The organism is Idiomarina aminovorans, assembly GCF_023155095.1.
Taxonomy (GTDB): domain Bacteria; phylum Pseudomonadota; class Gammaproteobacteria; order Enterobacterales; family Alteromonadaceae; genus Idiomarina; species Idiomarina aminovorans.
Genome location: NZ_JAKNDA010000009.1, coordinates 1 through 23,878, shown reverse-complemented (window position 1 = coordinate 23,878; position 23,878 = coordinate 1). Strand labels below are relative to the sequence as shown.

The 23,878-nt window shown below is 47.0% G+C and carries 32 protein-coding genes and 2 tRNA genes; 14 read left to right on the top strand and 20 right to left on the bottom strand.

Going from position 1 to position 23,878, the window contains the following annotated elements; translation table 11 throughout:
- The first annotated feature begins 36 nt into the window (after positions 1–36).
- From L8G48_RS12985 to L8G48_RS12975, 3 genes are all read left to right on the top strand, one after another.
- A complete protein-coding gene (locus L8G48_RS12985) occupies positions 37–1,224 on the top strand; it encodes a pyridoxal phosphate-dependent aminotransferase (RefSeq protein ID WP_248265043.1) in 1,188 nt (395 codons plus the stop codon).
- A gap of 716 nt (positions 1,225–1,940) precedes the next feature.
- A tRNA-Asn gene (locus L8G48_RS12980) sits at positions 1,941–2,017 on the top strand.
- A 22-nt stretch (positions 2,018–2,039) separates the two neighbouring features.
- Positions 2,040–2,116 (top strand) — tRNA-Asn (locus L8G48_RS12975).
- Between the two features lie 17 nt (positions 2,117–2,133).
- Here L8G48_RS12975 and L8G48_RS12970 read toward each other — a convergent pair.
- On the bottom strand, positions 2,134–3,168 hold the full coding sequence (locus tag L8G48_RS12970; RefSeq protein ID WP_248265042.1) for a glycosyltransferase family protein: 1,035 nt from the start codon (positions 3,166–3,168) through the stop codon (positions 2,134–2,136).
- Positions 3,165–3,674 (bottom strand): phosphatase PAP2 family protein, encoded by a 510-nt coding sequence (locus L8G48_RS12965; protein ID WP_248265041.1) that lies wholly within the window; start codon positions 3,672–3,674, stop codon positions 3,165–3,167. The genes L8G48_RS12970 and L8G48_RS12965 overlap by 4 nt, the downstream gene beginning before the upstream one ends.
- 194 nt (positions 3,675–3,868) lie before the next feature.
- Here L8G48_RS12965 and rsxA point away from each other — a divergent pair, with 194 nt between their 5' ends.
- The 7 genes from rsxA to nth are packed head-to-tail and all read left to right on the top strand — an operon-like array spanning position 3,869 to position 9,675.
- Positions 3,869–4,450 carry an electron transport complex subunit RsxA gene (gene rsxA / locus L8G48_RS12960; protein WP_248265040.1) on the top strand — a complete coding sequence of 194 codons (582 nt, stop codon included), beginning with the start codon at positions 3,869–3,871 and terminating at the stop codon, positions 4,448–4,450.
- Positions 4,450–5,031: an electron transport complex subunit RsxB gene (gene rsxB / locus L8G48_RS12955; RefSeq protein ID WP_248265039.1), complete on the top strand. Its 582-nt coding sequence runs from the start codon at positions 4,450–4,452 to the stop codon at positions 5,029–5,031. Before rsxA ends, rsxB begins: the two co-directional genes overlap by 1 nt.
- Complete coding sequence (gene rsxC, locus L8G48_RS12950; protein ID WP_248265038.1) at positions 5,028–6,668, top strand: electron transport complex subunit RsxC; 1,641 nt, start codon at positions 5,028–5,030, stop codon at positions 6,666–6,668. The genes rsxB and rsxC overlap by 4 nt, the downstream gene beginning before the upstream one ends.
- On the top strand, positions 6,665–7,717 hold the full coding sequence (rsxD, locus tag L8G48_RS12945) for an electron transport complex subunit RsxD (protein ID WP_248265037.1): 1,053 nt from the start codon (positions 6,665–6,667) through the stop codon (positions 7,715–7,717). The genes rsxC and rsxD overlap by 4 nt, the downstream gene beginning before the upstream one ends.
- A 1-nt stretch (position 7,718) precedes the next feature.
- Positions 7,719–8,360, top strand: coding sequence for an electron transport complex subunit RsxG (rsxG, locus tag L8G48_RS12940; protein ID WP_248265036.1), 642 nt, complete (start codon positions 7,719–7,721; stop codon positions 8,358–8,360).
- Entirely contained in the window at positions 8,357–9,037 is a 681-nt protein-coding gene (locus tag L8G48_RS12935; protein WP_248265035.1) for an electron transport complex subunit E, read from the top strand. The genes rsxG and L8G48_RS12935 overlap by 4 nt, the downstream gene beginning before the upstream one ends.
- A 2-nt stretch (positions 9,038–9,039) precedes the next feature.
- On the top strand, positions 9,040–9,675 hold the full coding sequence (nth, locus tag L8G48_RS12930) for an endonuclease III (RefSeq protein ID WP_248265034.1): 636 nt from the start codon (positions 9,040–9,042) through the stop codon (positions 9,673–9,675).
- A 5-nt stretch (positions 9,676–9,680) separates the two neighbouring features.
- Here nth and L8G48_RS12925 read toward each other — a convergent pair whose 3' ends face one another.
- The gene (locus tag L8G48_RS12925; protein WP_248265033.1) at positions 9,681–10,577 is read right to left on the bottom strand and encodes an OmpA family protein; all 897 of its coding nucleotides are present in this window, start codon (positions 10,575–10,577) and stop codon (positions 9,681–9,683) included.
- Positions 10,578–10,704: 127 nt separating this feature from the next.
- Here L8G48_RS12925 and rnt point away from each other — a divergent pair, with 127 nt between their 5' ends.
- A complete protein-coding gene (rnt, locus tag L8G48_RS12920; protein WP_248265032.1) occupies positions 10,705–11,352 on the top strand; it encodes a ribonuclease T in 648 nt (215 codons plus the stop codon).
- Positions 11,353–11,401: 49 nt separating this feature from the next.
- Here rnt and L8G48_RS12915 read toward each other — a convergent pair whose 3' ends face one another.
- A complete protein-coding gene (locus L8G48_RS12915) occupies positions 11,402–12,007 on the bottom strand; it encodes a peroxiredoxin (RefSeq protein WP_248265031.1) in 606 nt (201 codons plus the stop codon).
- A gap of 179 nt (positions 12,008–12,186) precedes the next feature.
- On the bottom strand, positions 12,187–12,525 hold the full coding sequence (grxD, locus tag L8G48_RS12910; protein ID WP_248265030.1) for a Grx4 family monothiol glutaredoxin: 339 nt from the start codon (positions 12,523–12,525) through the stop codon (positions 12,187–12,189).
- A gap of 203 nt (positions 12,526–12,728) precedes the next feature.
- On the opposite strand from grxD, the gene L8G48_RS12905 reads away from it, so the two are divergent.
- Both L8G48_RS12905 and L8G48_RS12900 read left to right on the top strand, forming a co-directional pair.
- The gene (locus tag L8G48_RS12905) at positions 12,729–13,310 is read left to right on the top strand and encodes a superoxide dismutase (protein ID WP_248265029.1); all 582 of its coding nucleotides are present in this window, start codon (positions 12,729–12,731) and stop codon (positions 13,308–13,310) included.
- A 418-nt stretch (positions 13,311–13,728) separates the two neighbouring features.
- Complete coding sequence (locus L8G48_RS12900; protein ID WP_248265028.1) at positions 13,729–15,435, top strand: AMP-binding protein; 1,707 nt, start codon at positions 13,729–13,731, stop codon at positions 15,433–15,435.
- Positions 15,436–15,565: 130 nt separating this feature from the next.
- Here L8G48_RS12900 and lepB read toward each other — a convergent pair whose 3' ends face one another.
- Entirely contained in the window at positions 15,566–16,060 is a 495-nt protein-coding gene (gene lepB / locus L8G48_RS12895) for a signal peptidase I (RefSeq protein WP_248265027.1), read from the bottom strand.
- Positions 16,061–16,198: 138 nt separating this feature from the next.
- Between lepB and L8G48_RS12890 the strand changes: the two genes are divergently transcribed.
- Positions 16,199–16,345, top strand: a complete 147-nt coding sequence (locus L8G48_RS12890; protein ID WP_248265026.1) for a hypothetical protein — start codon at positions 16,199–16,201, stop codon at positions 16,343–16,345.
- A 19-nt stretch (positions 16,346–16,364) separates the two neighbouring features.
- Here the strand turns inward: L8G48_RS12890 and L8G48_RS12885 are convergent, their stop codons facing one another.
- From L8G48_RS12885 to L8G48_RS13650, 14 genes are all read right to left on the bottom strand, one after another.
- Positions 16,365–16,973 (bottom strand): DUF5610 domain-containing protein, encoded by a 609-nt coding sequence (locus L8G48_RS12885; protein ID WP_248265025.1) that lies wholly within the window; start codon positions 16,971–16,973, stop codon positions 16,365–16,367.
- 119 nt (positions 16,974–17,092) lie between these two features.
- A complete protein-coding gene (locus L8G48_RS12880) occupies positions 17,093–18,457 on the bottom strand; it encodes an amidohydrolase family protein (RefSeq protein WP_248265024.1) in 1,365 nt (454 codons plus the stop codon).
- 55 nt (positions 18,458–18,512) lie between these two features.
- The gene (locus L8G48_RS12875) at positions 18,513–19,235 is read right to left on the bottom strand and encodes a LytR/AlgR family response regulator transcription factor (protein ID WP_248265023.1); all 723 of its coding nucleotides are present in this window, start codon (positions 19,233–19,235) and stop codon (positions 18,513–18,515) included.
- A complete protein-coding gene (locus tag L8G48_RS12870) occupies positions 19,199–20,140 on the bottom strand; it encodes a sensor histidine kinase (RefSeq protein ID WP_248265022.1) in 942 nt (313 codons plus the stop codon). Before L8G48_RS12870 ends, L8G48_RS12875 begins: the two co-directional genes overlap by 37 nt.
- A gap of 180 nt (positions 20,141–20,320) precedes the next feature.
- Positions 20,321–20,665, bottom strand: a complete 345-nt coding sequence (locus tag L8G48_RS12865) for a hypothetical protein (RefSeq protein WP_248265021.1) — start codon at positions 20,663–20,665, stop codon at positions 20,321–20,323.
- A 107-nt stretch (positions 20,666–20,772) separates the two neighbouring features.
- The gene (locus L8G48_RS12860; RefSeq protein WP_248265020.1) at positions 20,773–20,988 is read right to left on the bottom strand and encodes a TIGR02450 family Trp-rich protein; all 216 of its coding nucleotides are present in this window, start codon (positions 20,986–20,988) and stop codon (positions 20,773–20,775) included.
- Positions 20,989–21,159: 171 nt separating this feature from the next.
- Positions 21,160–21,462: a type II toxin-antitoxin system RelE/ParE family toxin gene (locus L8G48_RS12855; protein WP_248265019.1), complete on the bottom strand. Its 303-nt coding sequence runs from the start codon at positions 21,460–21,462 to the stop codon at positions 21,160–21,162.
- On the bottom strand, positions 21,450–21,707 hold the full coding sequence (locus L8G48_RS12850; RefSeq protein WP_248265018.1) for a type II toxin-antitoxin system Phd/YefM family antitoxin: 258 nt from the start codon (positions 21,705–21,707) through the stop codon (positions 21,450–21,452). Before L8G48_RS12850 ends, L8G48_RS12855 begins: the two co-directional genes overlap by 13 nt.
- Before the next feature lie 125 nt (positions 21,708–21,832).
- The gene (locus L8G48_RS12845) at positions 21,833–22,096 is read right to left on the bottom strand and encodes a type II toxin-antitoxin system RelE family toxin (RefSeq protein ID WP_248265017.1); all 264 of its coding nucleotides are present in this window, start codon (positions 22,094–22,096) and stop codon (positions 21,833–21,835) included.
- On the bottom strand, positions 22,083–22,316 hold the full coding sequence (locus L8G48_RS12840; RefSeq protein ID WP_248265016.1) for an RH3 domain-containing protein: 234 nt from the start codon (positions 22,314–22,316) through the stop codon (positions 22,083–22,085). Before L8G48_RS12840 ends, L8G48_RS12845 begins: the two co-directional genes overlap by 14 nt.
- 185 nt (positions 22,317–22,501) lie before the next feature.
- Entirely contained in the window at positions 22,502–22,771 is a 270-nt protein-coding gene (locus tag L8G48_RS12835) for a Txe/YoeB family addiction module toxin (protein WP_248265015.1), read from the bottom strand.
- Positions 22,764–23,018: a type II toxin-antitoxin system Phd/YefM family antitoxin gene (locus tag L8G48_RS12830; protein ID WP_248265014.1), complete on the bottom strand. Its 255-nt coding sequence runs from the start codon at positions 23,016–23,018 to the stop codon at positions 22,764–22,766. Before L8G48_RS12830 ends, L8G48_RS12835 begins: the two co-directional genes overlap by 8 nt.
- A 158-nt stretch (positions 23,019–23,176) precedes the next feature.
- Complete coding sequence (locus L8G48_RS13655) at positions 23,177–23,473, bottom strand: type II toxin-antitoxin system RelE/ParE family toxin (RefSeq protein WP_443986726.1); 297 nt, start codon at positions 23,471–23,473, stop codon at positions 23,177–23,179.
- Positions 23,474–23,674, bottom strand: a complete 201-nt coding sequence (locus tag L8G48_RS13650; protein ID WP_443986725.1) for an addiction module protein — start codon at positions 23,672–23,674, stop codon at positions 23,474–23,476.
- Positions 23,675–23,878: the final 204 nt, after the last annotated feature.

The following is a 23,878-nucleotide window of genomic DNA, read 5'->3' as shown; positions in this document are numbered from 1 at the left end:
GGGCATTTCACCCCTTGCGAAAAACAGGATCTGAACGTGGATTATCAACTCTCTGATCGTATCAATGCTATTCAACCGTCACCGACTCTGGCGGTTACTCAAAAAGCCAATGAACTGCGCCAACAAGGCAAAGATGTTATTGGCCTGGGCGTCGGCGAGCCAGATTTTGATACGCCGGATTTTATCAAAGAGGCCGCGATTCAGGCCATTCGCGATGGTAAAACCAAATATACCGCCGTTGATGGTATCGATGAATTAAAAGATGCGGTCATAAAAAAGTTACAGCGTGACAATAACCTGAGCTACGAGCGCAATGAAGTTATTGTTTCTGCCGGCGGTAAACACAGTATCTTTAATTTACTCAGTGTCTGGTTAAACCCGGGCGATGAAGTCATTATTCCGGCACCTTATTGGGTATCCTACCCGGATATGACCAAGCTGGTTGGTGCCGAACCCGTTATTGTTAAAGCCGGTATTGATCAGCGTTTTAAGATTACAGCGGAACAATTGCGTGACGCATTGACCGACAAAACACGCCTGATGTTTATTAATAGCCCATCGAATCCGGCAGGTACGGCTTATACGGCTGACGAATTAAAAGCCCTGGCGGAAGTACTGCGCGATTATCCCAACGTATTAATCGCTACCGACGACATGTACGAGCACATTCTCTGGAGTGACTCACCTTTTGCTAACTTGCCGATGGTGGCACCGGATCTTAAAGATCGTACAGTTATTCTTACCGGCGTATCTAAAGCCTATGCCATGACCGGTTGGCGCATCGGCTATGCCGCAGGCCCTAAACCCATTATTGCGGCTATGAAAAAAATGCAGTCGCAAAGCACCTCCAACCCGGCCAGCATCAGTCAGCATGCAGCAGCCGCTGCTTTAAATGGTGACCAAAGCTGTATTGACACCATGATTACTGCGTTTAAAGAGCGTCACGATTACTTAGTAGATGCACTTAATGACATTAACGGTGTTAATTGCGTACCCGGCGACGGTACGTTTTATGCGTTTGCCCACGTTGAAGGTCTTATGGCGAAAGCAGAAGTCAATAATGACGTTGCGCTCTGTGAAAAATTATTAACAGAAGCCAACGTAGCGCTTGTGCCCGGCTCTGCGTTTGGTACTGAAGGTTATTGTCGTTTGTCGTTCGCAACCCGCATGGACACTCTGAAAGAAGCCGTAAAACGCATCAGAAACTTTTCAGAAAGTTTATAAAACAACCGTTTTGGCGCCATTTTAGCTAATGAGCGCCAAAACCCGGTTAATTTAACGCTTATTCGAGCTTAAATCCTGCTAATATCAGCTTTTTTCAGTTTGATACTTTTATTACAAATTACTAAAAAAACCTCTCTGCCCTTCCGATCAGATCCAGATCAAACCTATCAATGTCAAGCCTGATTATTCAATTTTACAAAGGATTTTTTGGCGTGTTTTTTAGTCAATTTCACTAAGAAATACACAAGTTGCTGATTCTTCGGGCATTGGATGGTGAATCGATCACCAATATGAACATTTATTCATCATTTTTATTTAAATCACTGTATTTTATAACTTTTTTATTTCTACGTTACTTTTTAACCAGCGCCAAAATCGCCCTTAAAGCCGCATCATTGTTACAACTTAACAGAGTTAAACACAAGGTTATCCACAGATTCCGTGGATAAGATCATGTAGCCGTTATCTACTGCGACATTCAGATATCTGTGGATAATACGATGGGTCGTAAAGTTACCACTAATGTTATAGATGCAACTTTGGTAGTTACTTGACATTGTCAGCGATAGCGATTAATAGAGATTTTTACACGAATACGATTAAAAAGCGCATTTGCTGACTTTTTCGACAACCAAACCTTTTTCCTTTAAAAACCTTCACAGAATAGTTGACACCCCTGCTCAGGAGCTTTAATATTCGCAGCCGTTGAATGTTGTTCCCCAGTAGCTCAGCTGGTTAGAGCGGTGGACTGTTAATCCATGTGTCGTTGGTTCGAATCCAACCTGGGGAGCCAAACAACATACAACTTATACAATTCCCTAGTAGCTCAGCTGGTTAGAGCGGTGGACTGTTAATCCATGTGTCGTTGGTTCGAATCCAACCTGGGGAGCCAAATTCAGAGAAAACCGCCTATATGGCGGTTTTTTTGTGTTCGGACCACAGCCCGGCACTTAATTCAGCGATAGGTTTGGTTGCACCGGCCGCTATCCACTGCGCTAAAACCTCTGCCACATTCGGCCAGTACAATCTCCGTGGCTGTCGCTGCGTCAGCCACTTATCAATCAACACGGTATCAAGGCGCTTAAGTACACAGGCTAAACCTTGTTCCTGCAGTATTCGGGCATTCCATTTTTGCTCAAACTGTCCGGTTAATGGCTTTACCGCCAACGCCTTTCCCTGGCTCAGAGCTTCACAACTGGTTTCAAAGCCTGCATTCGACAAAATGGCCGACGCTTTACTAAAGTGCGCCGCAAACTCGTTCCGCGACGGCGGGTAACATTCAATATGTCCCAGCGACTCACGCTTAACCTGCGGATGGAATACCGAAAATTCGTAATTATCCAGCGGCTGAAGCTGATCAATAATGTGCCCCGGATCTTCAAAGGGAAGGTACACCACCACACGTTGCATGAGTCCGGCACAGGCATTTTCTTCTTGTCTTACCACCGGCGGAATGGCGTTACCACTCGCCAGCCAGTGCATCCCAACCGGATCGGAACACGGTGCAAACGATAAAATCAGTTGTTTCTGCCACCAGGACAGCCGTTGAAACAGCTCAGGCTCCTGAAAGGCGTATTGCCGCCCCAGACCAATACACCGTATTCCTCTCTTTTTAGCCGCCCAGGCAGTTACGGGTTCATAATCGGTAATGACTAAATCATATTTTTCAACAGGTAAGCTTTTTACATCCTGCCAAAACTGCTTCCAGTCATTATTCAGCAACGTTTTGCGTCTGCGCAGCCGGCCCCTCTGTGTGACAAAGGACAAGCCCTGCCGCCATTGATAATCACCGAATACATCCATATCGAACAATCCATTCGCTTCACGACCGGAGATCAAGTAGTCCATATTGAGATTGTCATGCTTTGCTAAGTATTTTGCCAAGGTATGGCAACGGCTTAAATGACCATTGCCGGTGCCCTGTATACCATAAAGAATTTTCATATAACCAACTCCGAGACAACGACAGCCAGCAACACACCGGCGACAATATCGCCGGGATAATGAACTCCGACCACAACTCTGGAGGCACCAATGCCCAACGCCCAGCCAAAACAGACTAAACCCAGTTCCGGATAATAGTGGTAGGTGATGATGGCAAACAGGAATCCTGCCGCGGTATGGCCTGATGGAAAGCTGAACTTATCACTGGCAACAACCAGCGAGGCTAACGTTAAATTAAGTTCGCAGGGGCGTTGCCGTCGAAAACTGTTTTTCATTATCCAGTAAAGAGGAAGTTCCAGCGCAAATGCCAATAATAAAAAAGTAAAGTATTCATCGCCGGATTCATCCAGCATCCATGCCAGTAAAGCAATAGCGAGGTATCCGTAACCATCGCCGCTGCGGGAGGTGAGCAGAGCAATTTGTCCGGGCAGATCTTTCGCCCGCAACCCCGAGACCAGACAATAACAATAGCGATCAAAGCGTTGTAAATAACTGAGTAATACCATGTGGTTTAAAACCCAATGTGGCGTCAGTTGAGGCCACCTTGCCAAGGCTTTGTGACACTAAATCAGCAATTTCGTGAACAAAGCATGACAATGCATAAATTTTCTCCTGAAGACATGCTCGCTGTCTGTTGTTTATAGCGGCCAAAACACCGATAATGTGGGCTCATAAATAACCACAGTATCCGGAAAAGTGAATGACCGATTACTTACTGCTACTGATAGGCACCGTGCTGGTCAACAACTTTGTGTTGGTTAAGTTCCTTGGCCTATGCCCGTTTATGGGCGTTTCCAGCAAGTTAGACACGGCTATTGGCATGTCTGCAGCCACCACTTTTGTGCTGACCCTGGCGTCGGTCTGTAGCTACCTGGTCAATCAATACTTGCTAGAGCCACTCGACTTAATGTCGTTGCAAACGCTCAGCTTTATTCTGGTTATTGCGGTAGTGGTGCAATTTACGGAAATGGTCGTGCACAAAACCAGCCCGACACTGTACCGGTTGCTGGGCATTTTTCTGCCGCTTATTACCACCAACTGCGCGGTTTTAGGGGTGGCCTTACTTAACGTCAACGAGCAGCACAACTTTGTGCAGTCTATTGTTTATGGGTTAGGAGCGGCTATTGGTTTTTCACTGGTACTGATTTTATTCTCAGCTCTGCGCGAACGCTTAGCTGCCGCCGACGTTCCGGTGGCGTTTAAAGGCTCAGCTATTGCGATGATAACCGCAGGGCTTATGTCTCTTGCCTTTATGGGCTTTAGCGGATTGGTGAGCGCTTAATGAGTTTATTCGGAGCAGTTATCGCGCTGGGTGTATTAGCGCTGATATTCGGGGTGATACTCGGTTTTGCCGCGGTTAAGTTCCGCGTCGAGAGCGACCCTATAGTTGATCAAATTGATGAAATTCTGCCACAAACTCAATGTGGCCAATGCGGTTATCCGGGTTGCCGCCCCTACGCGCAAGCCATTGCCGATGGCGACGACATCAACAAGTGCCCGCCCGGCGGTGAAGCGACCATAAAGCAGCTTGCCGATTTAATGGGCGTTGAAGCCAAACCGCTGGATGGTGCGCACGGCGAAGAAGACGTTAAGAAAGTTGCGGTTATTCGCGAAGACGAATGCATTGGCTGTACCAAGTGCATTCAGGCCTGCCCGGTTGATGCCATTTTAGGTGCGGCGAAGCAAATGCATACCGTTATAGAGCACGAATGTACCGGCTGCGACCTGTGTGTTGAACCCTGCCCGGTCGACTGCATTGATATGGTTGCAGTTAAGGCCAAGCCAGAAACCTGGCAATGGGACTTAAACACCGTAAAAGAAAATATCAAGGCCAACAGTATTCCGGTGAAGGTGGTGGAATGAGCGACGTAAAAACCCTAAACCGCGACTTTAACACCGGCATTATTGGTCAGTTCCCCGGCGGTGTTCACCCGCCGGAGCGAAAACAGCCCGCTACTAGCACACCTATTCGGCGTCTGGCATTACCGCAGGAACTGATTTTACCCGTGCGCCAGCACATTGGCCCGTCCGGCAAAGTGTTGGTTAAAGTGGGTGAACGCGTCGATAAAGGCCAGCGTCTGACTGAAGCCGGATTAAGCCAGGGCTTACCGCTGCATGCGCCAACCTCGGGCGTTATTGCGGCCATTGAAGAACGCCCTACTGCTCACGCCTCCGGTTTGCCCGAGCAAGCCATTGTCATTCACCCTGACGGCGAAGAACGCTGGGGCACCCGGCACGCGTTGCCCGATTACCGTGATGTAGAAGTGGCTCGTCTGTTAGAACTGATTCAGCAAGCTGGCATTGCCGGGTTAGGCGGCGCCGGGTTCCCGACTGCGCAAAAACTGGCTCAACAAAAACCGCTCAAGCACTTAATTATTAACGGTGTTGAATGCGAACCCTATATTGCTGCCGATGACCGCTTAATGCAGGAATACGCGAACGACATTATTGCCGGCACCCGCATTTTGCAGTACATGACCCATTGTGAGTCGGTGCTGCTGGCTATTGAAGACAATAAGCCCGAAGCCATTAAAGCCATTGCTGAAGCCATAGACGACGATCCACAAATTGAACTCAAAGTTGTTCCCACCAAATACCCCTCGGGTGGTGAGAAACAGCTGATTGAATTGCTGACCGGCCAGCAGGTACCCGCCGGCAAGTTGCCTATGGATATCGGCTTTCTGATGCAAAACGTCGGTACCGCCTACGCAGTTAAACGCGCCATTATTCACGGTGAGCCATTATTAGAGCGTGTAGTTACAGTAACCGGCGAGTCGCTAAAGCAACGCGGCAATGTCTGGGCGTTACTGGGCACCCCCATTCAGCATTTACTGAATGAGTCCGGGTTCACACCTGAAAAAAAGCAACGAATTATTATGGGCGGCCCCATGATGGGCTTTACCTTACCCAGCAGCGAAGTTCCGGTTATTAAAACCACCAACTGTGTATTAGCGCCAACCGAGCAGGAACTGCCCTCACCCGGTGCTGAGCTGGCCTGTATTCGCTGCGGAGCCTGTGCTGATGTGTGTCCGGCCACCTTGCAGCCGCAGCAATTACAATGGCTGGCTAAGGCCAAAGACTACGACGAACTGGAAAAACACAACTTATTTGACTGTATAGAATGTGGTGCCTGTGCTTATGTCTGCCCCAGCGAAATTCCATTGGTGCATTATTATCGAAAAGCCAAAGCCGAAGTGCGTAATATTGCCCGCGAAAAAGCCAAAGCAGAGCAAGCCCGCAAGCGTTTTGAAGCACGTCAGGAACGACTTGAGCGAGAAAAACAGGAACGCTTAGAGCGCCACCGTAAAGCATCTGAAGAACGTAAAAGAATGCAAGAGCAAAAAGCTAATAAAGCTGACACGAAGGCCGGTGACAAACCGGCCGACGCTGCATCACAAAACAACGACACATCCGCAGGAAAGTCGGCTGCTGTTGCTGCCGCTATTGCCCGCGCTAAAGCCAAAAAAGCAGCACAAGCGGCAAAAGGAAATGAGTCATGAGTTTCAGAATTGCACCATCGCCCCACGGGCATAACCAGCGTAACACCAGCGAAATGATGCGCTGGGTTTGTTATGCGTTGGTTCCCGGCGTATTACTGCAAAGCTACTTTTTCGGCCCCGGCATTTGGTTTCAAATGATTCTGGCCGTTGCTACCTCTGTAATCGCCGAAATGGCCTGCACCGTTGCCCGCAACCGCCCGGCCTTTTCTGCACTGCGCGACAACACCGCGCTGGTCACAGCGGTTTTACTGGCCATTAGTATTCCATCGCTGGCGCCCTGGTGGGTGATTGTTATTGGTACCTTATTCGCCATTGTGGTGGTTAAACACGTATACGGCGGTATGGGTCAGAACCTGTTTAACCCGGCGATGGCAGGTTATGTACTGCTGCTTATCTCATTCCCGGTGCAGATGACCAACTGGTTACCGGCCTCCACTATTAGCGAGCATTCGCTGACTTTATGGCAAACCTTGCACACTATTATATTTGAATACACGCCATCGGGTTACAGCGTAGAGCAGTTGCGCGCCGGTATTGACGGCGTAACCATGGCAACCCCGTTGGATACCATAAAAACAGGACTGACCCAAGGCTACACCCTGACTGAAATTTATCAGGGGCGTGAGTTCAGTTATTTTGCCGGCGCAGGCTGGCAATGGATAAATCTGGGCTTTTTAGTCGGCGGTTTACTTCTGATTCAGCAACGGATTATCAGCTGGCACATTCCGCTGGGCTTTGTTGCCGGCCTTTGCGTACCCGCTTTTTTGGCACACATTTTTGCGCCCGATTTAATGCCCGGCCCTATTGTCCACGCATTAAGCGGAGCCACGATGCTCGGTGCTTTCTTTATTGCCACGGACCCGGTATCGGCGGCGACCTCAAACCGAGGCCGCGTTATTTTTGCTTTGCTGATTGGCTTTTTAGTTTTTGTTATTCGCAGTTGGGGAGGTTACCCCGACGCCGTTGCCTTTGCCGTGTTGCTGGCCAACATGTGCGTACCTTTCATAGACCGGTACACGCGTCCGGTTGTTTACGGGCACGGAGACTGATATGACTTTTAACAGTATGCAAAAAAATGGGTTATTGCTCGCTGCTTTTGCGGTCATAGCCACGTCTTTGATCATTGGCGTGCAGGTACTGACCGAAGACAAAATTGCCAAACAACAACAGCAGCAAGTTCTGCGCACACTGAACCAGCTGATACCTCCGGCATTGCACGACAACGACCTGTATCAGTCATGCCGGTTACTTCAGGATCCGGCGCTGGGCAGCAGTAAAGCGCAGCCTTTATATCGTGCCTGGGTCAATGATCAGCCAACCGCTCTGGCCGCTGAAATTGTTGCGCCAGACGGCTATTCCGGTGCCATTCGTTTGTTACTGGCCATAAAACCCGACGGCGAAGTGCTGGGCGTAAGAACCTTGCGTCATCAGGAAACTCCGGGCTTAGGCGACAAAATTGAAGTCAAAAAAAGCGACTGGATAAAAAGCTTTGCTGAAAAGCGTGTTCGCGGCGAAGACGACAACCGCTGGGCCGTTCAGCGTGACGGTGGTATGTTTGATCAATTTACCGGCGCCACCATTACTCCGCGCGCGGTAGTTTCTGCGGTAAAACGCGCAACCTTGAAGCTCCAGCAACAGACCGATGTTCTGTTTAAAGCCGACTTACCGCATTGTCAGGAGGCAAAACAATGAACGAATACAAAAACCTGACCAAACAAGGCCTGTGGGACAACAACCCTGCACTAGTGCAGCTGTTAGGCTTGTGCCCTTTATTAGCCGTGACTGCTTCGGTAACCAATGCTATGGGCATGGGTTTAGCCACCTTATTCGTACTGGTCGGCTCTAACATTACCGTATCTTTGGTGCGTCAGTTTGTGCCCGCGGAAATTCGTATTCCGGTGTTTGTCATGGTTATAGCCACGTTTGTCACTGTTGTTCAGCTACTAATGAACGCCTACGTGTTTCAGCTGTATCAGTCGCTGGGCATCTTCATTCCGCTTATTGTCACTAACTGCGCGATTATTGGTCGCGCCGAAGCCTATGCCTCTAAAAACCCCTGGCAACGGGCAGCATTCGACGGGCTGGCCATGGGCGTCGGCTTTGCCTTGGTATTGATGGTACTGGGCGCTATGCGTGAAATTATCGGCAACGGCACCCTGTTTGACGGAGCCGAACTGCTGCTGGGCGAATGGGCGGCGCAACTACGCCTTGAGCTGTTCACCGTTAACTATCCGTTATTGCTGGCCATATTGCCCCCCGGTGCCTTTATCGGCATGGGTTTTATTATTGCTCTTAAGAATAAAATTGATGCGGTACGCAGCGCCCGGGCAGAGAAGAAAACCGTTACCCGCGCAAGGGTTACTGCTTAATTATGAATAAAAACAAACGTTATGAAATTTTAAGCCGGTTACGGGACAACAACCCCAACCCAACCACCGAGCTGGAATACGAATCGCCCTTTCAATTACTGATTGCCGTGTTGTTGTCCGCACAAGCTACCGATGTTGGCGTGAATAAGGCCACGCGCAAGCTCTTCCCTGCCGCACCCACAGCCGAAACCATGCTGGCACTGGGTATCGACGGTATAAAAGAGTACATAAAAACCATTGGCCTGTTTAACGGCAAAGCCGAAAACGCCTACAAAACCTGCAAAATTCTGGTCGAAGAATACGGGGGCCAGGTACCGGAAAACAGGGCGGCTCTGGAAGCCTTGCCCGGTGTCGGTCGTAAAACCGCAAACGTGGTCTTAAACACAGCGTTCGGCTGGCCGGTAATTGCAGTGGATACACACATATTCCGCGTGTCTAATCGCACCAAACTGGCACCGGGGAAAAACGTCAAAGAAGTAGAAGAAAAGCTGATAAAAGTGGTGCCGGCTGAGTTTAAAGTCGATGTGCACCACTGGTTAATTCTGCACGGCCGTTACACCTGCATAGCCCGCAAGCCACGGTGTGGTTCCTGTGTCATTGAAGATTTGTGTGAGTTTAAAGAAAAAACCAGCGATTGAGCTTATTACAGCTCAATCGACGACGGTTTTGTCAGTTGCACAATAACGCGGCGGTTAATCTGACGGTTTATCTCATTGTCATTGGATTTAACCGGGCGATCTTCACCGTGAGCAACCGTTTTAATCCGCTCGGCGTCTATGCCCCGCTCAACAAAAAACTGCTGAATTTCTTTCGCGCGCTGTTCGGTTAATTCCTGATTTGGCCCGCGCGCACCAAGCGAATCGGTATAAGCATCGACCAAAACCAATTCCAGTTTGCTATCAACCTGCAAATAGTCACTAATCTGCTTCAATTTTCGCTGTGACGACACCGTCAGCTTTTCACTCTCGCCTTCATGGTTCAGTACCGTGTAGGCAATATCGTCAAAGCTGAATGGCAATAACGCATTAACGCAGCTCATAAAGTCATCGTAAGCGCGGCGAAAATTGACCGAAGAAAGTGATACTGCCACCTGATCGCGGTTGTTATACCAGTCGTTGTAAAAAAATGTGGGGTAACGCCCTTTTTCCAGTTCGTTCAACAAGGTCCAGGCCAACTGCTTCTGCAGCTCACCATCAAACTGCTTATACAACTTCATGCTGCCAATACGGTAACTCGATTCGCCCGGCTGCCAGCGCGGCGGAACCGACTCAATGGCAGACACACCGTAGCTGTCCGGTAACTTGCGCATTTCCATCTTCATACGCAGGTTCAGCTCCTTACTGGCTTCACTCTGAAAGCGCACCTTACCGTAGCGTGGGATCTCATGTTCCATCTCGCAGGCTAAGCGGTTTTCTTCGCTTATCTGCCAGGCAGAAGTGTCCAGGTTCGCACTGTAATGCCTGACTGAGTTTGCTTGCGTCTGCCCCATTGCCAGCAGCAGAGAAGCTGAAACAGCAGTCAACATCGGCCAATTCTTCATAAGCGCCCCTGATTTATTTCTGATACGCCTGTATCGGCACGCATTGCTGTTGCTTTAGTATTTCTGCAAGCAGAGTCTGCCTATCTTTGGCATAATGGGCGTATCTTAAAGTCACTACGGAAATTCTATGTCAGACAGCTCAGACTCGCTTATGAAACAACGCTTTCGCGGCTACATGCCAGTAGTTGTTGATGTTGAAACAGCGGGATTTAACGCCAACACCGACGCGTTACTGGAAATTGCTGCCGTATTACTGGATTTTGACGAGAACGGACTGTTAAAACCGATAGATTCCGTTCATTACCACGTTGAGCCTTTTGAAGGTGCCAATATTGAACAGGCCGCTATCGACTTCAACGGTATTGACCCGCACTGCCCATTGCGCGGCGCTGTAGACGAAGGCGAAGCGCTACGGGAAATCTTTAAACCCATACGCAAAGCGCAAAAAGCCGCTGGCTGCCAACGTTCCGTTCTGGTCGGGCATAACTCAAACTTCGATCACGGCTTTTTGATGGCCGCAGCCGAACGCGCTAACTTAAAGCGCAACCCGTTCCACCCTTTTGTCAGTTTTGATACCACCACCCTGGCGGCAATGACATTAGGCCAGACCGTACTGATTAAAGCTTGTCAGGCAGCTGGTATTGAATTTGATAGCAAACAGGCACATTCAGCCTTATACGATACCGAACGCACCGCAGAACTCTACTGCTGGATGATTAACCGCTGGAAGGAATTGGGTGGCTGGCCGCCGGCAAAGTCTGAAGATAAAACGTAGGACATAAAAAAACCGCTCAAATGAGCGGTTTTTTTGATTCTGCCAACGCTTACAGTTTGTCAGCGTTTTTAGACAGGTAAGAAGCAACACCTTCTGCGTTTTCTTTCATGCCTTCTTTACCTTCTTCCCAGCCTGCCGGGCAAACTTCGCCATGCTTCTGGTGGAAGTTCAGTGCGTCAACCATACGCAGCATCTCGTCGATGTTACGGCCTAACGGCAAGTCATTAATAACCTGGTGACGAACCATGCCGTCCTCATCAATTAAGAATGAACCGCGGAATGCAACACCGGCTTCTGGGTGCTCTACGTCGTACGCTTTACAGATGCTGTGACGAACGTCAGCAACCAATGGGTATTTCACCTCACCGATACCACCAGCGTCAGTAGCGGTATTACGCCATGCACTGTGAGTAAACTGAGAGTCAATTGAAACGCCAATAACTTCAACGCCACGTTTTTTGAACTCGTCTAAACGCTTGTCAAAAGCGATAAGTTCAGAAGGACAGACAAAAGTGAAGTCCAGCGGATAGAAGAAAACAACGGCTTTTTTGCCTTTGATAGCGTCTGACAATTTAAAATCTTCAACAATTTCACCTGAACCCAGTACTGCTGCTGCAGTAAAATCAGGTGCTTTACGACCTACTAATACAGACATCGATTATCTCCATTTGATGTTGAGTGTTAAAGCTTCATTAATAGTGATGGGGATGCCCCTGACAAAAAACAAGTGAATCTGTTTTTTTCACGACCAATCGCCTACTAATTGCTTAAAATTTATTCAGCTGAGAGCAGTTTATTCCGCTAACAGCTTTTTATTACTCCGCTGACAGCTCTTTACTCAGCTGAAGGCTCCGGATGCCGCTCTGCAACTTCAGAGACTAACTGCTGCAGTTCGCCGTTCTGGAACATTTCCATAATAATATCACAACCGCCAACCAGCTCACCTTCAAGCCACAGCTGCGGGAAGGTTGGCCAGTTCGCGTAGTTAGGCAGTTCTGCACGGATATCCGGGTTTTGCAGGATATCGACGTAAGCAAACGCCTGGCCACAGCCCATCAAGGCTTGTGATGCCTGAGAAGAGAAACCACAACTAGGCAACTTCGGAGAGCCTTTCATATATAACAGGATTGGATTTTCTTCGATTTGCTGCTTAATTCTGTCAACCGTTTCCATAACACCTCTGCTTAATATAATGGTTGATTAAAACACTCAGGTATTTTAGCACAGCCTATAAAGTTTTGTCCTAAATTGAAAGATTTCCTTGAAAAGCAAACCAGTCAGCCCTATATAACGTAGAGTGAAAGAAGAAAGAACTTGCACACAGCAAAGTGCAAGTCGCATATTTGCACACAAAAGAACTACGGAGAGAAAAAATTATGGCATTTGAACTACCCGCTCTTCCCTACGAGAAAAACGCTCTGGCACCACATATTTCAGAAGAAACGCTGGAATACCACTACGGTAAGCATCACGCCACTTACGTGAGCAAACTGAACGCTGCCGTTGAAGGCACTGACCTTGAGAGCAAATCTCTGGAAGACATCATCAAATCTGAAAAAGGCGGCCTGTTCAACAACGCTGCGCAGGTATGGAACCACTCTTTCTACTGGAACTGCCTGAGCCCGAACGGCGGCGGCGAACCAACGGGCGCCGTTGCGGACGCCATTAACGCTAAATTCGGTTCTTTCGACAAGTTTAAAGAAGAGTTTAACGCAAGCGCTGCCGGCAACTTCGGTTCTGGCTGGACCTGGCTGGTGAAAAAAGCTGACGGCTCTGTTGACCTGTTCAACACCGACGACGCAGATACCCCAGTTGCGCACGACGACGTAGAGCCACTGCTAACCGTTGATGTATGGGAACACGCGTATTACATTGACTACCGCAACTCTCGTCCTAACTACTTAGAAGCTTTCTGGAAGCTGGTAAACTGGGACTTCGTGAACAAGAACTTTGCCTAAGGCAAGCTTGTGAAGGAATAAAGGAAGGCGCCGCAAGGCGCCTTCTTAATAATAACGAACAACTCAGAAAATAAAAGCTAGCAAATACCAGTAAAGCCACACAGATAATTGTCTCTTCCCTGTAATAGCACCTTAACTTCAATACCCTGCTCATATTGTTACAAAATTAAGGTATTAAACTACTGATACAATCCATCAAGTAACAATCTATGCCGCGAGTATCAGCCTGTATTCCCAGCCTTTTAAACCCAGAGCTTTCTTCGACTTCTATTAACAACACTTAATTTTGTCGACAAAATTACGACTTTGGTCTCAATTTAGTAACTATAGCGATATTAGCTATAGAAATTGTCGACATTGTATGATTAGTTTCATACTATAAAGTTAATAGTAACGCTCTAAAATAAGGCTGCGAAGAATGAATAAACAACACAAAAAAAATAAAACGTCCTCTTTGAGTACCAGTGCTTATCAGGGAACTACGGAAATTCCGCTCAGCGAATTGACAATAGGGACTCATTTAACCCGTATTGTTGACACATACCCCGATCGCGAGGCGATTGTCGTAAAACACCAAGATATTCGCTGGACTTACCGCCAATACTTACGTGAAATTGAACGTGTCGCTACTGGCTTACTCGCAATAGGCGTAAAACCGGGGGAGCGAGTCGGCATTTGGTCTCCAAACAATATTGAGTGGTCTTTAGTACAAATGGCTACAGCCAAAATAGGCGCAATTATGGTGTGCATTAACCCCGCTTACCGCCCTCATGAGTTAGAGTTCGCCATTAATAGCGTCGAAGTTAAATACCTTATTGTTGCTCAGCAGTTTAAAAGTTCGAATTACATTGAAATGCTTTATGAATTGGCTCCTGAACTTAACAGCCATGTTCCCGGTGCAGCTCTAAGCCGATTACCCTCGTTGAGAAAAGTCATTAGCATTGGAGAGAAAAATCACTCCGGAATCTTACCTTTTGCGCAACTACAGGCACTTGGCAACGAACAACATTACCTGCAAATGAAAGAATTAGAGCCCACATTGAGTGCTCACGATCCGATTAATATTCAATTTACTTCAGGCACTACAGGCAACCCTAAAGGTGCAACCCTAAGTCACCGCAATATTCTAAATAATGGTCGGCTAGTAGCTCGTTCCATGCACTTTACTGAACACGACCGGCTGTGCATCCCGGTGCCTCTCTATCACTGCTTTGGAATGGTTCTGGGTAATTTGGCGTGCCTGGCATCTGGGGCTTGCGCCATATTTCCTGGCCCATCATTTGAACCAACCACCACGCTTGAGACAGTAGAGCAGGAAAAATGTACCGCTTTGCACGGTGTCCCCACTATGTTTATCGCTCAACTTGAGCATCCTGACTTTTATCGCTATGACCTCAGTAGCCTTCGCACCGGTGTTATGGCAGGCAGTACCTGCCCCGAAGAGCTAATGCGTAAAGTTCATAGTGACTTTCATATGCAGCAGGTGGTCATTGGATACGGCCAAACCGAATGTAGTCCCATTAACCATATTACCGATACTGACTCGCCTTTAGACAAACAAGTAAAAACTGTCGGTCGCGCCATGCCGCACACTGAAGTAAAAATTATTAACCATAACGGTGATATTGCCGCCGTGGGTGAAGCCGGCGAAATTTGTGCCCGGGGATACTGCGTTATGCAGGGATATTGGGGCGACGAAGAAAAAACCAGAAATACCATCGACTCAGAGGGCTGGCTTCACTCTGGTGACCTCGGTGAAATGGATGAGTCAGGTTATGTCACTATTGTTGGTCGTATAAAAGACCTTATTATTCGCGGTGGCGAGAATATCTATCCAAGAGAAATTGAAGAGGTTTTGTATTTACACGACGATGTTAGCGATGCTGCGGTTTTTGGAGTGCCGGACAAGAAATTTGGCGAACAAGTCTGCTTATGGTTGAGAACAAAGGAGGGTCACACCATAACAGAAGAAGAAACTCGTACTTACTTAAAAGAACAGCTGGCCTATTTTAAGGTGCCTAAATACATTCGCATTGTCGATGAGTACCCCATGACCGTTACCGGAAAATTGCAAAAATTCAAAATGCGTCAGCAAATGGCGAAGGAACTGGGTGTAAAGATATAGCTAACAGAGCCTTGAAAGTTAGCATCCGGTTATCAGTCGGCCGGCGACCCCACTACCAACGTAGTGGGGTCGCTCTCCCCGAAAGAAAGCTCTCAGCTAATGATCCCTTGAAAAAACCAACGGGTTTGTATCAGAGATCACCTTCAACCTTATTGAGTATCAAACTGCGATGAATGATACCAAGTTCAAAACGGCTATCGTTGGCATTAAACGTATTATCACCCAGAAGAAAGTATTCTTCTCCACCTGTTGTATAGACATTATTAGAGTATTTCTGTCGTTTTATAACAGCACTAGCCGGTAAATACTGCACGCCAGACTCAATCAGCTTTTCTGGTAGCTTTACTTTCTTATCATTTATATAAACACCATCTTCTTCGAGCTGAATCGTTTCATTAGGAAGACCTACGATCCTGAAAACCAAAAGATTAAACTGCTGAGGATTTTTCACGGCAACCACGTCCCAGCGGCTCGGTTCATAGCCGAAAGACGACAGAACCCCTATTTCAACCGTCTGCCCGGCTTTTATTGTTGGTTCCATTGAGGAGCCATTTTGAACAAACTCGCGGCTGAAAGCAGATACACTGAACACTATCGTAGTTATCAAAAGAATCCTTTTTTTCATTAATATCCCTCATTTAAGTTTTTTGATGGCGAAAACAACTTGGTACTGCAGGACAGCGATGGGGTTATTGGCCTCACCCTGGCGGACGGACCGACCTGAAGCCTAACCAGTAAATCTAATCAGGCGCTTGTCGGGGAGATGTTCAGAACAAGCTATCCGGAAACAGACTTAGAAGCCATAGAGGCGCAACCGGCCGCTGAACGAATGTGTATACTGACAACCAAAACAGGCTCATTTATTAGACAGCAAGGCTATGAAATAGAAATTGCCGTTAGCGCGGATTAATACCCGCCAAGCGCTGAGGCTAACTATTAGTATCAGCCTCAGTGTTGTCAGCAGACTCTTTTGGCTTATCGGCCAGTTCCAGTATTTTCTCACGGAATTTATTCAGCCCCTGCTGTATGAGCTCATAGGTTTTATCGACATCACTTTCGACATCACCTTCAAACACTTGTAAACCAGTCAGAATATTTTTGGCATCGGTAAAACCTTTTTCGATACCGCCACCAATAATGTCCATAAAGTTATTCAGTGTTTCTTCTTCAGACTCACCGGGGTTCATCTCTTTGTAGCGGCTGTAAAAATTCGTCGCAAAAGACACAATACGGTCGGCCGTAGCCTTGGGAGAGGTATCTGTACCAGCGTCATAAACTTTTTGCGAGGCATTTTTGCCCATTACCGGCTCAAGCTCAGCGTTAATACCTTCCAGCGCCGTTTTATACAGTAAACTGAGTGACTCATTGTTACTGCTCAGTGATACCCGCTCATGAGCACTCAAAATAGCCGCATTTTGCGCCTGTTTAGAGTTCGGAGCCGTTTCTTTAGCATTAAGGCTGTCATCCGCTTTTACTCTGTTGGTATTTTGCTTGCCAGTGCTGGTTACAGAAGTGCTGTTGCCTGAGATAATTGACATAATGTTGTTCCTGAAAAATCGGCTATAACTTGATTTTATTATAGCCCGTAATAGGATATCGGCAGATGCTGGTTAAAATTTAGGCTTTTTTTAACATAGGCTCTGCCGACATTTAAACATTATACCTCAAAACCCAGAAATAACTTCGCGTACTGGAAGAATCCGGGTTTGGCGTAGTCCAGCAAGGGTTCTCTTTTCACTTTTCTGCCATGCATGTAAATGTCTTCAGCCTGTGTGGATAAGCTTATATCCTCAAAAATATTGGCATCCTGCAGGGTAAAGTGAGCCGGGCTGCCAACTTTGAGCCCCCAGTCTAGCCCCAGGAATTTATAGGCTTTATGCGTCGCGCCAGCAACGATGTCCCACGGCGACATGCCCAGGTCCTGTAAGAAATACATTTCCCGATGAAAACCAACGCCCTGAAACACGGCAAAGTTGCCGGCATCGGAACCAACAAGTATCTCAACGCCCGCTTCATCTAATGCCACTATTGCTTTGCGTCTTTCAGCAAAAGCCTCTTCTGCTTTTAATTTAGTCAGCCAGTCAAAGATATTTTTATGGCGTTCGGTTACCGGGTAATCCTCTAATAGCTCTTCATCCACTAACGCTTGTGTCATCGGCACCGACAGAACCGATGTGGATAACTCGCTTTCACCAGGTTCATGTAATTGCAGTACCTCACCAATAACGCCTGCCGTTGGAATAAATAGTGTGCCATGTTCTGCCATCAATTCAGGAATGTCACTTGGCATGGGTTTCCACGGCAAATGCGTAACCGCATCGGCTCCCAGTTTCGTTACCGTGCGAATATCACTCCATGAACCAACATGCACCACCGATTTAATATTCAGTCGCTTAGCTTCGTCTAGAAAAGCCTTGAGTGTCGCTTCATCAACCGTGGGTTTGCTTCCGGCGTTATCAAAAACAATCTTAGCCACGTTGGGCTTTTTCTGACTCAACTCGCCGAGTTCTCTCACCGCCTGCTCCGGGGTACTAATTAAGCGGTTTTCGCCGCCGAAATCACAATGCCCGGTTGGCACGGTAAAACACGGCCCGGCGGCAAACACAAAAGCTTCATTACGTTCGTTTGGAAATTGCTCGTCCCGATAATTCAAAATATCGTCTTCATTACTGTAAAGATCGAGCCAGCCATGCACACCGGCATACAGCATCGCGTTGGCCGTACCCCGAATACCAATGTACTGATAATCGCTTCTGTCGAGCGAGGTATTTCCCATGCTGTGCGAATGCATATCGATAAAAGCCGGCATCATCACTTTACCCTGCCCGTTGCGTGTATCTCTGTGAGACAGGTGTGTATTCACATCGACAATTTGCTTAATTTTGCCATCGGCAATTTCAACATTAACCGCCTTTAACTGCTGCGTTTCAAAGTCTGGCAATAACACATTATTTAGGACAAAGTTGCTCGCAAAGCCCGGGAGGCTAGTGAATAAAACAAAAACTATGAGTAGCTTTTTCATACAATGTTCCTTTTTTGGGGCGAGCGAACCCGCACCAAGCTAATGGCCTAAAAATTTATATCTTAAAGTGTTTTTTAATGGCTAAAGTGCCACTCCGGCTTGTCGTGACAGTGGCAGTTAACTGCTTAAAGCGCAGTAAAAACGCACCGTTGTGCCACTTCTCTATCTGACTAATAAGTTTCGTATTCACTATGCAATTGCGGTGCACCCGCAAAAATGACGACGGCAGTTGCTGAGACAGCGTTTCCAGAGTCACATCTAAGTGATAGTCACGCTCGCTGCATTGCGCCAAAGCCATACCCTGAGCCGCACTGACAAAGTAGATGTCCGCTGTTTGTAGAACGTGCATCTTGTCGCCCACTTTTGCTATCAGTTGTGTGTCACTGTCACCTGAACCTGGCGTATGCGGTATCACCACACGCGACAATGCCTGACGCAAACGGTTTAAATCGAACGGCTTTAACAGATAGTCGATTGCCTTACTTTCAAAGGCTTTAACGGCATACTGGCTGTACGCCGTTGTGAAAATAACGTGGCAGGGCTGGTTGATAGCCTCAAGCACATCAAAGCCAGATAACTCGCCCAGCTCAATATCTACAAAGACAAGGTCGGGCTTTAACTGATTAATTTGCTCAATTGCCTGAACCGGATTGGCGCATTCCGCAATTAACGACACTCCTTCAAGCTCCTGTAGCTGCATTTTTAGCTTTAATCTAGCAGGCGCTTCATCTTCAACAATAATCACCCGCATTGATTTACCGGCAGACTGATTTTGCACACCGCCCCTCCTTCGTTAAAGAGCGCTATGTCGCCACCGGCAATAGCCACTCGCTTTTTCACAATATCCAACCCCTGACCTTTTTGCGCTTTTTCATTTAATACCGATTCACTAAACCCTTTGCCGTTGTCCTTTATTAGGAAAGTAAGAGAGTCCTTCTCCAACTGCACGCTGATATTGAGTTCTATAGGTCGACTTTTTACATGCTTCACGACATTTTCGATCAAAGGCTGCAGCAACATCGGAGGCACTTTGTACGAGGCGGGATCCAGCTCTTCACCTAACTGCCAATTAATGACCAGGTTCTCGGTAAAACGTGCTTCTTCAATGGTTAAATAAGTGCGGCAAATGGTCAGCTCCTGCTCAAGAGAAACCCACTCTTTTTGTTGGTCAACGGAGTAGCGCAAAATATCGGCCAGCTGATGCAATACCTGGTCAGCCTTTTGAGGCGACGAATAAATGAGTGCCGAAATAGTATTCAGGGAATTAAACAAAAAATGCGGGTTCAGCCGGTTACTCAAGTTCATCCATTGCGCTTCTTTGCGAAGCTTTTGTTCCGACACAAACCGCAAATACAGCAGGTACATTTGCGTCATGGAGAATATAAATACACCCCACAGCAGCGCCGATATAAACTGCTCTTCCAGTGAAAACTGATAATCCGGGAATGCAATTAAGTGCAACCTGGTGACAATGTGCGCCCCGATGAACATAATAACGACATAAAGGAAGCCCTGCACAAAAGCATTCAAACGGTCAACCGGCTGAGTTTTTTGCAGTAAGTAGAATAACCAGAACGGCCCAATGTGAAAAAACATCAGCCAGATAGGCAGGCTAATAGCAATACGCCACAAATTTTCTTTATCAAAATGCAGCCACTCTAAACTTGCGGGTATGAAGTACAAAAGCGCCAGCAAAATCGAGATAAATAGCTTTTCTTTGTATTAAACTTCATAGAAAATTCTTGTTGTGATTTGTCGCTAAGCTAGCGCAGCGGGTAAGCGGTTACAATTAAGAACTGACTGAATGGTAGAAATTCGTGTGTTAATGGTCGGAATTACCATTTGAATGGTTGTGCTCTGGGTTTAGCGCTCTATTTCGACTACCTCAGCACTTGGAAACAACGAAATAGCATGGTTAAACACCGGCCCGGCATGCTTTTTTGATAAAGGGATATCAATGGCGTTAGAGCTTTGATTAAAAACAGTAACTGTGCCGTCAGCTTTTTGAATGCGCGCTACCTGGCTCTTTTTAATTGACTTGCCGAGCGATGGAAAAAACCGTGCTATTGGCGTGTGCAGAATGAGCATATCATCGCCCGCGTTCTGGAATATATGTTTAGGGGTGCTCAAACGTTCTGAACGAAACATTAGAATGACCGCTAGTAGCACAAGTGGGCCGAGTAGGCTGAATAGATCAATAAATTCCATTTTCTTTTTGCTCCATTTTTAAAAAGTAAGTTAACGCCCTTTCCGAGGTTTAAAAGAATTATAGACCGCGTCAATAACGTTGCAAAATATACCGTTACAAATGCCAGTCATTTCCAACCTTGAATCCATTTTTTTTCATTTTTTAGTTCAAGCCAATCAATTGAATATTCATTTCTGGAGAGAACAGATTCAAACTTGCACGAAGCCACTGAACCGTCTTCTTCGTAATCAACTTCGGACACCAAAAAGTGCTTCTCTCGATTAATCGGCTTTACCGCTGTCCATTTGCTATTATGCAATTTCGCCGGATTAATTTGGTTCATTTAGAACTCCGTAACATTATGAATTTATTTTGGATAATCGAGTATTTTACGGATATTTTGAAAGATAAGTTCAATTGATGGCTACGCTACTAAAAACACCTAAAGTCCGCCACGAAAGCGAATGACTTATTGCGAGTCGAGCGCCCAGGGGCGCATTTTTGATCACGCTGGTTAGCTGCTTCCAAGCATGTACGCTCGAAGCTGCCGCTCCTCTCGCATGACATAGAGGATGAGAACTCGCTTCTCATCCTCACGATAAAAAATGCGACACGGTGGAACCACGACCTCCCTGTATACCGAATTGGGGAGCTCAGGAGGAATCCGCCCGGATTGCGGCAAATTTTCCAAACGCTCGGTCTTATCAAAAACTTCTTGGAGCAGGTGACTTGCGGCAACAGGATTATCCAGAGCAATGTACTCTGCGATGGCGTCTAACTCCTGAAGAGCTGGCTCCGTCCAGATTACTTCAGCCATTTACTCATTTTATCCCTGGCCTCACTTTGGCTGTACGTTCTTCCCTCAAGTACAGCACGCTCTCCCCGCGAGAGCCCCTCAAGCAGCTCAAGTCGGCTCTGCATGAACTCGTAATCTTGTACATCGACAAGGTATGCGGATGGCTGACCGTGCTCCGTGATCAGTACCGGCTCTTTAGACAAGTGCAGATCTGCCAGAATCTTTGTGGCTTGGCGCTTGAGGTTCGTAACAAGCTCAACTTTCATGGACTCCCCCTGAATCAAACTAATAGTGACACTATAGTATCACTTTTCGGATCGGGCAATCACAGTTAACGCCCGCCGTCACCGGTGACAAAACCAGAGGTTTTGGCGTCCGATGCATGGCCTGGTTAGCTGCGCTTATAGACATGCTTACGATGACCAACCTTCACTACTGTTACGACAAGAAGCTCATCTGCCACTTCATATATGATTCGGTACACGCCCTGTCGGACCCGGTAGCGCTCTTGCCCTGAAAGCTTTTCGCTGCCGACTGAGCGGGGATTCTCCTGCAATAGCTCCATACGCTGAAGAATACGGACAACATCTTTGTTTGGGATTGACTGAAGATCCCTGGAGACAGATTTCTTGAAGACAAGCTTATAGTTTGCCATGACTCTTCAAATCATCCAGCAAGGCCTCATAGCTCATTGTTGGTTCGGAAACCCGTTCCTCGAACGCCGCCAAATCTTCCTGATCCTCAGCCAATGCCGTACGAACAGCATCGTTGACGATATCTGATAAGGACCGATGCGTATGCGCGGCCTTCAGCCGCAGCGCAGCGTGTAACTGAGGGTCAAAATAAACCGTAGAACGCTTCGATATCTCGCTCATGACATTTTCCAAATATTGTGACGCTCAGACACTATAGCGTCACAACATCAAAGCGTCAAACTGTGTCCAGCTAACGCCATATTAAGGTGTGATGCACGCTTGGCTACACTTGAGCGAGGCGAAAATGCCAAGCGTAAGGAATTACTCTTAAATGCTTTGTTAGTTGCCTGATGATAAAGCCTATTTTAGTAATGATAGCGACAAGAAATTATCGTAATGGCTTGATCATCTACTGCATACACAAGCCTGTTTGTATCATCTATTCGGCGAGACCAAAAGCCTGAGAGATTCTCTTTAAGTGGCTCTGGCTTACCTATGCCCTCGAAAGGAGAACGCTTCACCTCGTTGATTAGCTTATTAATACGCTTAAGAGTTTTCTTGTCTTGAGTTTGCCAATACAAATAGTCCCCCCAAGCATAATCTGTCCACGACAGTAATCGTTGGCTACTACTCATCAATTAATTCGCGAGTCGTAGTTTTACCGGCACGATATTGTGCTATTGAGCGATTTAGATGCTCTGCATTTTCAGGTGAACGAAGTAGGTGAACAGTCTCCATAAGACTATTGTAATAGTCTAAAGACATGACCACTGCATCTTCAGAATCACGGCGAGTGATTACCGTTGTATCTGCGTCATTTACCACACCATCTAAAACGGCTTTTAAACCATTTCTAGCTTCAGTAAAAGATACGATTCTCATAAAAACCTCCACATGTACATTTAATAGTACAAGTATAGACTTACGGATCTAACTTGTACAGTAAATTGAACATGCGATATCAACTAGGACAACGCCCGCCATAAACGGCCCGAGGAACGAGCGTCCGGCGACCGCAGGGAGCGAATTTAATGGCTTGGTTATGTGCGGGCATCCCAAGATGTAGGGTCTTTCCGTGCATGAAAAACCGCCGTGACAATTATTTTTTGGTCTTGAACGAAATAGAAAGTACGGTAAGGGAACCGACGTATAGGAATCCGCCTTAGCTCTTTATGAATCTTACGGTAAATGAGCGGATTTCTTTGAAGCTTATCCAATGCCTCCTCAACACACAGGAGAAAATCGTGACCAAGACCACCTCTTTTCCCTTCGTAGAAATCGAAATGTTCACCAATATCAAATTCGGCTTCTTTCCGAAGTGTAAGCGCGTACTTCATCTACTTGGACAGTATTCGAGCTTTAACGCTTGACCACGGGGAACCTATATCCTGGTCGATTTCGAACGCCGTCAGTCGCCGATCTAGCTCCTCTTTCTGGGGCTCTGAGAGGTTAATTTCCGCATCTTCCGCGACTACGCTGTCCCACAGAGTTTCAGCGAGAATAATTCGTTCAGATACTGTAAGTGACTGTATTTCCATGATTCCTCCTAAAATAGAACAGATAACGTACGATTTTACCACAACTTGAGGACTGAGACTGCTGTCTGATGAGCACATAGACACAATAACTCCCTGCTCAAATGCTAGCCTCCGCATTTTCCTGGGTTAGCTGAAAGCCAGTGCCATAATTAGTTTGTTCAAAACTCAATCATTTGGAGGCTAGCATGAACAAACATAGCATGA

Bases quoted from the DNA above. Each gene is read 5' to 3' on its own strand.
- L8G48_RS12835 (WP_248265015.1), bottom strand. From the start codon at position 22,771: ATGAGTAGTAGCCAACGATTACTGTCGTGGACAGATTATGCTTGGGGG.
- rnt (WP_248265032.1), top strand. From the start codon at position 10,705: ATGTCAGACAGCTCAGACTCGCTTATGAAACAACGCTTTCGCGGCTAC.
- L8G48_RS12830 (WP_248265014.1), bottom strand. From the start codon at position 23,018: ATGAGAATCGTATCTTTTACTGAAGCTAGAAATGGTTTAAAAGCCGTT.
- L8G48_RS13650 (WP_443986725.1), bottom strand. From the start codon at position 23,674: ATGGAAATACAGTCACTTACAGTATCTGAACGAATTATTCTCGCTGAA.
- nth (WP_248265034.1), top strand. From the start codon at position 9,040: ATGAATAAAAACAAACGTTATGAAATTTTAAGCCGGTTACGGGACAAC.
- rsxC (WP_248265038.1), top strand. From the start codon at position 5,028: ATGAGCGACGTAAAAACCCTAAACCGCGACTTTAACACCGGCATTATT.
- L8G48_RS12860 (WP_248265020.1), bottom strand. From the start codon at position 20,988: ATGAACCAAATTAATCCGGCGAAATTGCATAATAGCAAATGGACAGCG.
- lepB (WP_248265027.1), bottom strand. From the start codon at position 16,060: ATGAAAAAAAGGATTCTTTTGATAACTACGATAGTGTTCAGTGTATCT.
- L8G48_RS12865 (WP_248265021.1), bottom strand. From the start codon at position 20,665: ATGGAATTTATTGATCTATTCAGCCTACTCGGCCCACTTGTGCTACTA.
- L8G48_RS12925 (WP_248265033.1), bottom strand. From the start codon at position 10,577: ATGAAGAATTGGCCGATGTTGACTGCTGTTTCAGCTTCTCTGCTGCTG.
- L8G48_RS12905 (WP_248265029.1), top strand. From the start codon at position 12,729: ATGGCATTTGAACTACCCGCTCTTCCCTACGAGAAAAACGCTCTGGCA.
- L8G48_RS12845 (WP_248265017.1), bottom strand. From the start codon at position 22,096: ATGGCAAACTATAAGCTTGTCTTCAAGAAATCTGTCTCCAGGGATCTT.
- L8G48_RS12855 (WP_248265019.1), bottom strand. From the start codon at position 21,462: ATGGCTGAAGTAATCTGGACGGAGCCAGCTCTTCAGGAGTTAGACGCC.
- L8G48_RS12900 (WP_248265028.1), top strand. From the start codon at position 13,729: ATGAATAAACAACACAAAAAAAATAAAACGTCCTCTTTGAGTACCAGT.
- L8G48_RS12885 (WP_248265025.1), bottom strand. From the start codon at position 16,973: ATGTCAATTATCTCAGGCAACAGCACTTCTGTAACCAGCACTGGCAAG.
- L8G48_RS12840 (WP_248265016.1), bottom strand. From the start codon at position 22,316: ATGAGCGAGATATCGAAGCGTTCTACGGTTTATTTTGACCCTCAGTTA.
- L8G48_RS13655 (WP_443986726.1), bottom strand. From the start codon at position 23,473: ATGAAGTACGCGCTTACACTTCGGAAAGAAGCCGAATTTGATATTGGT.
- L8G48_RS12915 (WP_248265031.1), bottom strand. From the start codon at position 12,007: ATGTCTGTATTAGTAGGTCGTAAAGCACCTGATTTTACTGCAGCAGCA.
- grxD (WP_248265030.1), bottom strand. From the start codon at position 12,525: ATGGAAACGGTTGACAGAATTAAGCAGCAAATCGAAGAAAATCCAATC.
- rsxD (WP_248265037.1), top strand. From the start codon at position 6,665: ATGAGTTTCAGAATTGCACCATCGCCCCACGGGCATAACCAGCGTAAC.
- L8G48_RS12965 (WP_248265041.1), bottom strand. From the start codon at position 3,674: ATGGTATTACTCAGTTATTTACAACGCTTTGATCGCTATTGTTATTGT.
- rsxB (WP_248265039.1), top strand. From the start codon at position 4,450: ATGAGTTTATTCGGAGCAGTTATCGCGCTGGGTGTATTAGCGCTGATA.
- L8G48_RS12850 (WP_248265018.1), bottom strand. From the start codon at position 21,707: ATGAAAGTTGAGCTTGTTACGAACCTCAAGCGCCAAGCCACAAAGATT.
- L8G48_RS12935 (WP_248265035.1), top strand. From the start codon at position 8,357: ATGAACGAATACAAAAACCTGACCAAACAAGGCCTGTGGGACAACAAC.
- L8G48_RS12880 (WP_248265024.1), bottom strand. From the start codon at position 18,457: ATGAAAAAGCTACTCATAGTTTTTGTTTTATTCACTAGCCTCCCGGGC.
- rsxA (WP_248265040.1), top strand. From the start codon at position 3,869: ATGACCGATTACTTACTGCTACTGATAGGCACCGTGCTGGTCAACAAC.
- L8G48_RS12890 (WP_248265026.1), top strand. From the start codon at position 16,199: ATGTTCAGAACAAGCTATCCGGAAACAGACTTAGAAGCCATAGAGGCG.
- rsxG (WP_248265036.1), top strand. From the start codon at position 7,719: ATGACTTTTAACAGTATGCAAAAAAATGGGTTATTGCTCGCTGCTTTT.
- L8G48_RS12970 (WP_248265042.1), bottom strand. From the start codon at position 3,168: ATGAAAATTCTTTATGGTATACAGGGCACCGGCAATGGTCATTTAAGC.